At 44.5% G+C, this 9,757-nt stretch carries 10 protein-coding genes; 1 reads left to right on the plus strand and 9 read right to left on the minus strand.

Going from position 1 to position 9,757, the window contains the following annotated elements; genetic code table 11:
• Window positions 1–75: 75 nt before the first annotated feature.
• From PX481_RS00190 to PX481_RS00200, 3 genes are all read right to left on the minus strand, one after another.
• The gene (locus PX481_RS00190; RefSeq protein ID WP_288087517.1) at window positions 76–213 is read right to left on the minus strand and encodes a DUF4926 domain-containing protein; all 138 of its coding nucleotides are present in this window, start codon (window positions 211–213) and stop codon (window positions 76–78) included.
• Window positions 214–282: 69 nt separating this feature from the next.
• Window positions 283–711 (minus strand): putative toxin-antitoxin system toxin component, PIN family, encoded by a 429-nt coding sequence (locus tag PX481_RS00195; protein WP_288058357.1) that lies wholly within the window; start codon window positions 709–711, stop codon window positions 283–285.
• A complete protein-coding gene (locus PX481_RS00200; RefSeq protein ID WP_052275296.1) occupies window positions 711–950 on the minus strand; it encodes a hypothetical protein in 240 nt (79 codons plus the stop codon). Before PX481_RS00200 ends, PX481_RS00195 begins: the two co-directional genes overlap by 1 nt.
• A 244-nt stretch (window positions 951–1,194) precedes the next feature.
• Here PX481_RS00200 and PX481_RS00205 point away from each other — a divergent pair, with 244 nt between their 5' ends.
• Entirely contained in the window at window positions 1,195–1,314 is a 120-nt protein-coding gene (locus tag PX481_RS00205; RefSeq protein ID WP_002777099.1) for a type II toxin-antitoxin system Phd/YefM family antitoxin, read from the plus strand.
• Between the two features lie 163 nt (window positions 1,315–1,477).
• Here PX481_RS00205 and PX481_RS00210 read toward each other — a convergent pair whose 3' ends face one another.
• The 6 genes from PX481_RS00210 to PX481_RS00235 form a co-directional block, all read right to left on the minus strand.
• Window positions 1,478–2,779: a Swt1 family HEPN domain-containing protein gene (locus PX481_RS00210; RefSeq protein WP_287662640.1), complete on the minus strand. Its 1,302-nt coding sequence runs from the start codon at window positions 2,777–2,779 to the stop codon at window positions 1,478–1,480.
• Between the two features lie 93 nt (window positions 2,780–2,872).
• Window positions 2,873–7,447 (minus strand): glutamate synthase large subunit, encoded by a 4,575-nt coding sequence (gene gltB, locus PX481_RS00215; protein ID WP_288093025.1) that lies wholly within the window; start codon window positions 7,445–7,447, stop codon window positions 2,873–2,875.
• Window positions 7,448–7,607: 160 nt separating this feature from the next.
• Entirely contained in the window at window positions 7,608–7,889 is a 282-nt protein-coding gene (locus tag PX481_RS00220; RefSeq protein WP_002763567.1) for a DUF433 domain-containing protein, read from the minus strand.
• An 84-nt stretch (window positions 7,890–7,973) separates the two neighbouring features.
• A complete protein-coding gene (locus tag PX481_RS00225; RefSeq protein ID WP_002763566.1) occupies window positions 7,974–8,141 on the minus strand; it encodes a hypothetical protein in 168 nt (55 codons plus the stop codon).
• Window positions 8,142–8,230: 89 nt separating this feature from the next.
• Entirely contained in the window at window positions 8,231–8,602 is a 372-nt protein-coding gene (locus PX481_RS00230; RefSeq protein WP_002738003.1) for a HepT-like ribonuclease domain-containing protein, read from the minus strand.
• Complete coding sequence (locus PX481_RS00235; protein WP_002763565.1) at window positions 8,595–8,894, minus strand: nucleotidyltransferase family protein; 300 nt, start codon at window positions 8,892–8,894, stop codon at window positions 8,595–8,597. The genes PX481_RS00230 and PX481_RS00235 overlap by 8 nt, the downstream gene beginning before the upstream one ends.
• Between the last annotated feature and the right edge of the window lie 863 nt (window positions 8,895–9,757).

The raw sequence follows: 9,757 nt of genomic DNA on the forward strand, positions 1-9,757 counted from the left end.
TAACTGCCGTGCGATCGCACCCTCTTCTAGATGCCGATATTCTGCTAAAGATGGGAAAATATCAGTCCTGTAGAGTCAAGGTCGATCCTCGTGGGTGGGGAAACGGAGGGAATTTTCGGGCAGGGTGACAACAGTAATCGTTTTTCCCAACCTATCGAAAAATTCGACACTATACCCGGTTTCTAATCCCTCGATTTGATGTTTTTCTACCAATGTCCCCACGTCTCCTGCGGATAATCTTGCTTCGCGAATATCTTTTAATAAAATCCCATTGAGTAAAGTTCATAATTCATGGTTATTATTTCGATCTAAAAAGTCCAAAAAGTCTTTTGCTTTCACGATCTGAATATTTTGATATTCAACCAGTGAAAGAAGATGTTTGTCTCCCGTGATAATATGGGTAGCCTTGCCAGCGATTGCACATTCTATGATCATATCGTCATCGGGATCGTTGGGAACCGCTCTCAGTTGTCTTGTTATCGGAACAAGGCTAGAAAATTGACGAATTTCCGCGATATATTCTCTAAGTCCCCGTTCAGATATTTGAAATTTCTGCTGAAGTTTTTCGGTTAATTCGTCTAAAATCTCTTGGCAGGTTACTGAAGATACCGATCCCGTCTTCGCTAACGATAAGCAGGAAAATGTAGGGCTGCTTTTAGACAGCCAAGCAGAGATTAATATATTTGTATCAAAAACAACTACATAGGTCACTATTTTTCGTGAACGATTTCATCGATAAATTCTTCTCTCTCGTCTTCGGTCATAGTATCCCAATCACGGCCGCGTTCTTTGGCTACGATTCTAGCTCTTTCTGCTCCTTCGTTAAATACTGGTTCCAACTGTCTCCACTGACTGAGGATGAGAATTTTATAAACTTCCTGTTGCTGTGCTTCGGGGAGTTGTTTGACTAATTCGATTACTTGTTCGTTGCTTAAGGTTAAGTTTGGCATAGGTCGCTTCTAGACACCAGCATGATTAATCAGTTTAACACGAGTCCTTAATGGAGAGGGTTTTCGGTTCGCCTATCCCTTCTCTGCGTCGATCAGTTAGAATCGAGAAATTATAACAAATCTGGTTATTTTTGCATGAGTAGAAAACGGGTTTCTCGGAGAAACCCGTTTTCTGTGCGTTACTCAACGGATTTAGTATTATCGGCCTAGAAAGTCCTTTCATCTTCCCGCTTGCCGTAAAATTATGATTGTCTCTCTCCAAGAAGCTCAAGCCAAACTGCCCGAACTGATATACAATCTCAAACTAGGGGAAGAATTGTTAATTACCGATAATAATTTCCCACTGGCAAAATTAAGCCGATGATAAAGAACACTTACAAGACTTCGCGGAGTATCTGCCTTGAAATGTCTAATCGATAGCCATACTCTGCTGTGTTACACACTCAAGGAATCCCGACTCAGTAGCAGCACCCATCAACTTCCTAAAGGGTGGCATAAATCGACTAAATCCTTATCTTGCAAGAGTTCTATTGATTAGTTCGTTCTAGATCGAAAACAATTGACAAAATCGCATCAATGTCCTTCTCTATAAGGGTTTCATCCCTTATAACTCCGTCCATTGCATAGCACAAACCGAAGAACCCGTCAGATGGTGACTTTCTTAATAGATCCATCAATTTTTCGGATGGTAACTTTCTTAATGCATCCATCAATTTTTCGGTTTTCATTCGTCTTAAGTTTAAGCCAGAAGGAGTGATAAGAGAATGGCATGATGGTAACTTTCCTACTAGATCCATCTTTTTGGATGGTGACTTTCTTAATGGAGCCATCAATTTTTTGGATGGTAACTTTCCTACTATATCCATCAATTTTTCGATGGGATATTGTCTATCTTCTATAGAATTTGCTTCTTCTTGTATTAATCCTACTTCTTCAGTAGTTAATATCAGTCCTTCAAGTTTCTGCTCCGCGTTCTTGATTGTTTGAATTAAGTCTTGGTATATTTTTTGGGCTTCGTCCAACTCCTTTTGGGTAAAAAGATTATTATGAGCTACTTTGTTTCTGGTTTTATACAGTTTCTCCCAATTAGATTGAAAATTTCTGTCTTTAAATGATTCCTTAAAAAACTTATCACCGTTGCTTTTAATTTTTTCTCTTAATTTACGAATTGCTTCGGGAGTTTCTTCAAGCCTATCAATTTCTTTAATTAAATCCTCTTTGGTTGTACAACCAGATGAAAGCTTGTATATAATCGAACCTAAATCATCAAAATCTATCAGATAGAGTTGATTGTCAATATGGCTTGCAAATTCTTTTTCATTATTTTTTCTCTGATCAACTTTCTTTCTAAAATCTTGGGTGGATACCTTTGTCCACCAATCCACTCCTATCTTGGTTGTCATGAATTTCGTTATGTAGTCTCTTAAACGGCGTTCCACACGATTAATACAAGGATAAATTTGATTAGCAATCTGTTCAGAAATTTCGTCTTTTACTATATCCAGTTTTTCTAATTTTTGGTCTTTGAAAAATTTTAAAATTGGAATACGTTGAGGTTCTAAACAACCATATTCTCCCTTTACAACAATTGAAAAACCTGTAATACATTTATCTTTGCTGTCTTGATCAAATTTAATTGGATTTACTGTAATTTCTATAAAATTATCCTTGATTTGGCGACTGTTACAATCTATTTGTGGTGTTCCATTCCAAAATGAATTATTCGAGGCGAGAAGATAGACTAAATTATCAGGAGTTTTGATATGAGATTGATTAGAAGTGTCAAATGCAAAAATTTCAAAGGTGAGAAAATTGTTTTGTGTGTCCATTGGAATGACAGGAGTTAGGTCTATAAACAACATCTACCCTCTATTTTAACTTGTCTATTGAAAAAAAGGGGGCTTATTCAGCCCCCTTAACCTCTAACTACCGCCAATCCTTGCCACATCGCGGGCGTTGGCTTCAAAAGCCGCATCGAGAGCAGAATCGCCGGTTAAACCGGAATCTAACGCCTCTTTAATACACTGCAACATCCGCTTATAATCCTTGGGCATTACTTTAACAAACTGGGGCAACATTTCCGACCAATTTGCTAAAACCAGGGCTGCTTTTTGACTTTGGGTGTAATCAGCATGGCGTTGAATTAACTCGCGTAAATCGTTGATTTCTTCCCCTTCTAGCGCCTCTAAAGCTACCATTTGGGTATTGCAACGAGTGGCGAAATCCCCCGACTCATCGAGGACGTAGGCGACACCACCACTCATTCCGGCGGCGAAATTGCGACCGGTGGGCCCTAAAACAACGACTTTACCCCCCGTCATATACTCGCAAGCGTGGTCGCCAACGGACTCAACCACCGTAGTCACCCCAGAGTTACGCACCCCAAAACGTTCCCCAGCAACCCCAGAAATATACACCTCACCACTGGTCGCGCCGTATAAAGCCACATTACCGATGATAATATTATCCTCGGCCACAAAAGTGGAACCTTTGGGCGGATAAACGATGATTTTGCCACCGCTTAAACCCTTACCCACATAATCATTGGCATCCCCTTCTAACTCCAGTGTCACCCCTTTGGGAACAAAAGCACCGAAACTTTGCCCCGCGCTGCCCTGAAAATGGAGATGTACGGTATCTTCGGGTAAACCCTCCCAGTGACGTTTAGTGATTTCGTTGCCTAAAATCGTCCCCACCACGCGGTTAATATTTTTAATCGGTAGTGTCGCCTTGACTTTTTCGCCTTTTTCAATGGCATCCTTGCATAAATCCAGTAAAACGGTTATATCCAAGGACTTATCTAAACCGTGGTCCTGGGGAATCTGGCAATAGCGTCCTACCTCTGGAGCTACCTCCGGTTGATAGAGAATCGGAGTTAGGTCAATTCCTTTCGCTTTCCAATGTTCTACCGCCTGTTTCGGCTCTAATACATCAGTTCGCCCCACCATTTCATTTAAGGTGCGGAATCCCAATTCGGCCATAATTTCCCGCACTTCCTGGGCGATAAATTTCATGAAATTCACCGTATATTCGGGATCTCCGATGAAATTCTTCCGTAATAACGGATCCTGGGTCGCTACCCCCGCCGGACAGGTATTAAGATGACAAACCCGCATCATAATACAGCCCAACGTTACCAGTGGCGCGGTGGAAAAACCGAATTCTTCGGCCCCCAATAGGGTTGCCACCACCACATCGCGCCCGGTTTTCATCTGGCCATCGGTTTCCACCGCAATGCGACTGCGAAGATTATTTAACACCAATGTTTGATGGGTTTCTGCTAGTCCCAACTCCCAGGGTAAACCCGCGTGTTTAATCGAGGTTTGGGGTGAGGCACCGGTCCCACCATCGAAACCAGAGATTAAAACCACGTCGGCGTGAGCTTTAGCGACTCCGGCGGCGATTGTGCCAACTCCCACCTCAGAAACCAGTTTTACGCTCACTCTGGCCGCGCGATTGGCATTTTTTAGGTCATGAATCAACTCCGCGAGGTCTTCAATGGAGTAGATATCGTGGTGGGGTGGGGGAGAGATTAAACCGACTCCGGGGGTGGAGTGACGGACTTTGGCAATCCAAGGATAGACTTTTTTACCCGGTAATTGACCGCCTTCGCCCGGTTTTGCCCCCTGGGCCATCTTTATCTGCAATTCTCGCGCTTGGGAGAGGTAAAGACTGGTGACACCAAAACGGCCGGAAGCTACCTGTTTAATGGCACTATTTTTCGAGTCTCCCCGTTCATTTGTCCAAGTGTAGCGCTCGGAATCTTCGCCCCCTTCCCCGGTGTTCGACTTGCCACCGATACGATTCATGGCAATAGCGAGGGATTCGTGGGCCTCTTTGGAAATGGAACCGTAACTCATGGCCCCGGTTTTAAAGCGTTTCATAATCGCTTCAATCGGTTCCACTTCTTCGATGGGGATACTTTCCCGGTTTTTAAAGGTTAATAGTCCCCGCAGGGTGAAGAATTTTTGATTCTGTTGGTTGACCAGTTGGGAATATTTCTTAAAGAGGTCGTATTTGCCCAATTTTACCGCTTGTTGCAGGGTATGAATGGTTTCTGGGCTAAAAAGATGGGCTTCCCCGTCCTTACGCCATTGATATTCACCGCCAATATCGAGGGTATGCACATTAACATCCCGGTCGGGGAAAGCGTGGCCGTGTCTGAGTAGGGATTCCCGGGCAATAATTTCTAAATCGGCCCCTTCAATGCGGGAAGCTGTCCAAGTAAAATAGCGATCGACTACCGATCGATTTAAGCCAATAGCCTCGAATATTTGCGCCCCACGGTAGCTTTGCAGGGTGGAAATGCCAATTTTAGAGGCCACTTTAATTACGCCCTTGGTGGCGGCTTTTATGTAGTTTTTACAGGCGGTCTGGTGGTCAACTCCTACCAATAAACCTTCCTCGATCATACTGCCGAGGGTGGCAAAGGCTAGATAGGGATTAATCGCACCGCAACCATAACCGAGTAAAAGGGCGTAGTGATGCACTTCCCGGGGTTCGCCGGATTCCAGGACAAGGCCGACTCTGGTGCGGGTTCCCTGCCGGATGAGGTGATGGTGTAAACCGGCAACCGCCAGCAGTGAGGGAATCGGGGCGTGATTTTTATCGATACCTCGATCGCTTAAAATAATAATGCTTGCGCCCGCTAAAATTGCCTCGTCCACCTCTTGACAAATTGCCTCAATTGTGCTACGCATCCCCTCGACTCCCGAAGTGGGATCGAAGAGAATGGGAATAGTCACGGTTTTAAATTCGCTATTGCCCTGTAAACGCGCTAATTGGGCGTTAGTGAGGATGGGAGAGTTAAGTTTAATCAGGTGACAGCTTTCGGGCTGCGGATCCAAGAGATTTCTCTCCGCGCCGATAGTGGTGATGGGAGAGGTGATAATTTCTTCGCGAATCGAGTCAATCGGGGGGTTAGTGACTTGGGCGAATAACTGCTGAAAGTAATCATAAAGCAGTTTTGGCCGATCGGACAAGACGGCTAGGGGTGTATCGGAACCCATGGAACCCACTGCTTCCACTCCATCCCGGCCCATGGGGGCTAATAAAAGACGTAATTCTTCAAAAGTGTAACCGAAAGCGGTTTGCTGTTGAATTAGGGAAACAGCAGTTTCTGGTGGCGCAGTTTCAACGGCTGGTAAATCGTCTAAATTGACTAAATTTTCGTTTAACCACTGGCGATAGGGATGATCTTTGGCAATAGCTTCTTTTATCTCCTCATCGGCCACGATACGACCTTCTTTCATATCCACAAGGAACATCCGGCCGGGTTGCAGACGACCTTTAAAAGCGACGCGTTCCGGTTCAATGGGTAAAACTCCCGCTTCCGATGCCATAATTACTAGGTCATCTTTGGTGACATAGTAACGGGAAGGACGTAAACCATTGCGGTCTAACACTGCTCCCATCATCGTACCATCGGTAAAAGCGATCGAGGCCGGACCATCCCAGGGTTCCATCAAACAGGAATGGTATTCATAAAAAGCTTTTTTCTCATCACTCATCGATTCGTGGGCCGCCCAGGGTTCAGGAATCATCATCATGACAGCGTGAGGGAGAGAACGCCCCGATAAAACCATTAATTCTAGGGCATTATCAAAAATTAAGGAGTCACTACCCTCGATATTAATAACCGGCTGGATTTTTTTGATGTCTTCCCCGAATAAGGGTGAGGCAAACATCGACTGACGGGCGTGCATCCAGTTAATATTACCTCGCAGGGTATTAATTTCGCCATTGTGGGCAATATAACGGTAAGGGTGGGCGCGTTCCCAACTGGGGAAGGTATTGGTACTAAAACGGGAATGGACTAATCCTAAAGCGCTTTGAAAGTCGGGGTCGTGTAAATCGGGGAAATAGTCACCCACCTGTACCGGCATTAATTGCCCTTTATAGACAATGGTACGACTAGAAATACTGCAAGGATACCAGTAACGATTAAAGGATTGACGACTGAGGTGGGAACGTTTGCGAATAACGTATAATTTGCGTTCAAAGGCCAGATCATCGCTTAAATTGGCATCGCGTTCGATGAAAACCTGTTCGATAAAGGGTTCGGTAGATTTGGCCGAATTGCCTAAACTGGAGTTATCCGTGGGAACATCACGCCAACCGAGAACTTTTAACCCCTCTTCGGCGGCGATTTTCTCGAATTCCTGCCGACCTTTCCCGCGAATTTCGGCATCGGGGGCCGTGTAGAGCATTCCTACCCCGTATTGTCCCGCTGCCGGTAAGGTAAAACCTAGATTGCTGGTCACTTTCCGGAAAAATAGGTCAGGGATTTGGCACAAAATACCCGCCCCATCTCCGGTATTTTTTTCCGCACCGCACGCGCCACGGTGATCGAGGTTTAGTAGAATTGTTAAGGCCTGTTCAACAATATCGTGGGACTTTTTACCCGTTTTATGAACGATAAAACCGACACCACAAGCATCATGTTCAAATCGGGGATCGTATAGTCCTTGTTTCCGTGGAGTTTGATTGTTATTCATTTTGTCTGATAGCCTAGCAGTCTGGAAGGGAATGGCCTAGAGGGTGAGCCAGAGTAGCGATTCTAGGTATATCAATTCTGTATCCAGACTGGACCTTCGGTCTTATATCTTAAGGAAATGTTTCGATGTGACAAGGGTTCCTTTATGCCGAAGAGATTATTCACGAATTTTTTAGCAGCGGATCGATTAAGTCGTCGGGAATGCGGTTATGCTCGATATAAGCGTTAATTTCCTCTAGATGGTCGCTGTAATAGGTCAACGCACTGAAGACCTGACTTAACGTCAGATGGGGCATTCCTAGGGGGATTTCTTCGGGAGCGACTCCCAGACGCCAAGTTTCGACGATGGCGCGGACAGGTGTATGCGTTCCTTTGATAATTGGTTCCCCGCGTAAAATCTCGTCGTCTCGAACGATATAGAGATATTCGGTCGCTTGAACCATCGCGGTTTTCTGGAGTGGATATCGTTTAGTTTATCGTATCGATCGAACCCCCGACTATTCCCCATAAATATCGGTTCGGTTACTTCAGCCACCCGATCTCACTTGCGGCGATTGTTTCGCTCTTTCTCGCCATTTTTTTGAATTTTCTGTAATTACCTCGCACATCGATCGGGCTTTTTCCGCCGCATCCCGTGCCATTTCCAGAATTTCCTCTAGTTCCCGTTCATTTAGTCCTGTTTCTTTTTCTTCCATCACCGTAAACCCTGCAAGCGATTTTTAACCTGATCAAAAATGTCGGGGTGAAGACCGAGCGGAGCAGTTTGATTGGGAAATTTCGATAATTACAAGAGGTCGTGACGTATTTTCCCGAGTACCCGCTTCAAAATCGCCAGATCCTCCCTACAAATCCGATAAATTTCCTCTGGATCGATGTCAAAATAATCGTGGGCGAGAATATTTCTGATTCCCTTAATCTCCGACCAAGGAATTTCCGGATAGCGATTCGCTAAACTCTCTGCCATTAGCCGATCGAGTCTTCTAATATTTTCACTAATTGCGATCAACATCATACTGATGCCATCCAATCGATCGAGTCCATCATCATCGGCGATGAAATCATCGGCTTTTTGAATCCGGGTAAATCGCCGCTCGATCCGGCGGATCGCCTCTTCAAGCTCTAGTAATAACTCGAATAGAAGCGATCGATCACACATAGATAGCCTCTTGATCGATCCGTGCCTTGAGGTAAGGATTCAGAGAATCCCGATAGCGGATCACGTCCACTTCCCGTCCGAATAGGTTCTCTAGTTCGGCTTTCAGTCTGACTCTTTTAAGCAGATCGGGGGGCATACATACCACTATATCTATATCGCTCGTCGGTCGGGTTTCCTCTCTGGCTACCGAGCCGAAAATGCCGATTCGATTGATCGCGTATCGTTCCTCCAGTTCGGGTTTCAGGGTTCGTAAACGTTCCAATATCTCTTTGGCAGTGATTTTATCTACCATCTGATTTATAGCCTACTGATTTAGCGATCGATACCCTTCAGTTTAGCGCGATCAGCAACAGAAGCTATTAGGGTAGCCGAAGGAAAGTCTTCCCATAGCTATCTATAAGTGTGTTCGCATTAACTATACGGAAATTATGTTGATACACCTTATTAGAAGTGAGAGGACTACCAGTAGCAATTATCGTATTATTGCTACGTTTCCATTGTCCGTTCAGCAATACACTAAGACGAGGGTCTGATGTATCAAAGGCTTTAAATTCATAACTGCCATCCGAATGAAATATAGCCGTTATTATAATTTGATAATTGCCAGATCCGGGAGCTCTGTGATTAGTCCGTGATTGCCATCTGCCAACAATGGAAGGAGTTTGAGCTAAAATAAGTGGCACTTGGGGCGGGTTAGTCGGAAAAGACTTGACCGGGGTTGAGGCTGTCACCGAGGATCCGGTAATGGTTAGAGATGCCTCTACTTCGGAGAGGATTCCGATGGCTATCGTTGCGAGGGCGAAGGAAAGAGTTGGGAGATGGTAAGACGATTTTTTATCTAGCATTGAAGAATCTTAAATAACAATCACAGTGCCATTGTCAGCCTATTGTGTCAATCCTTGAAATATTCGTATTATTTAGGACTTGCTGAAAAAGTTTGTTGGTGGGGTTAGGAGTCAGGAGTCAGGAGTCAGGAGTCAGTAGCCGGTCGTTTCAGGCTTTGTTGCCCTCTTTTTTTGTACCAGTTTATGTACTAAAAGAAAGATAATGCCAGGTTTTTGAAGGTCTTAATCCTATATTCTTGCACTAACATCGGATTTTAACAGGTCAAAAGCCTTATTTTAAAAGGGTTTTACCATTATTCAGCAAGCCCTA

The organism is Microcystis sp. M53603_WE2 (genome assembly GCF_030065435.1).

What these genes read in the sequence shown, in the direction of transcription:
- PX481_RS00200 (WP_052275296.1), bottom strand. Translation starts at nt 950, where the DNA reads ATGCCAAACTTAACCTTAAGCAACGAACAAGTAATCGAATTAGTCAAA.
- PX481_RS00205 (WP_002777099.1), top strand. Translation starts at nt 1,195, where the DNA reads ATGATTGTCTCTCTCCAAGAAGCTCAAGCCAAACTGCCCGAACTGATA.
- PX481_RS00210 (WP_287662640.1), bottom strand. Translation starts at nt 2,779, where the DNA reads ATGGACACACAAAACAATTTTCTCACCTTTGAAATTTTTGCATTTGAC.
- gltB (WP_288093025.1), bottom strand. Translation starts at nt 7,447, where the DNA reads ATGAATAACAATCAAACTCCACGGAAACAAGGACTATACGATCCCCGA.
- PX481_RS00220 (WP_002763567.1), bottom strand. Translation starts at nt 7,889, where the DNA reads ATGGTTCAAGCGACCGAATATCTCTATATCGTTCGAGACGACGAGATT.
- PX481_RS00225 (WP_002763566.1), bottom strand. Translation starts at nt 8,141, where the DNA reads ATGGAAGAAAAAGAAACAGGACTAAATGAACGGGAACTAGAGGAAATT.
- PX481_RS00230 (WP_002738003.1), bottom strand. Translation starts at nt 8,602, where the DNA reads ATGTGTGATCGATCGCTTCTATTCGAGTTATTACTAGAGCTTGAAGAG.
- PX481_RS00235 (WP_002763565.1), bottom strand. Translation starts at nt 8,894, where the DNA reads ATGGTAGATAAAATCACTGCCAAAGAGATATTGGAACGTTTACGAACC.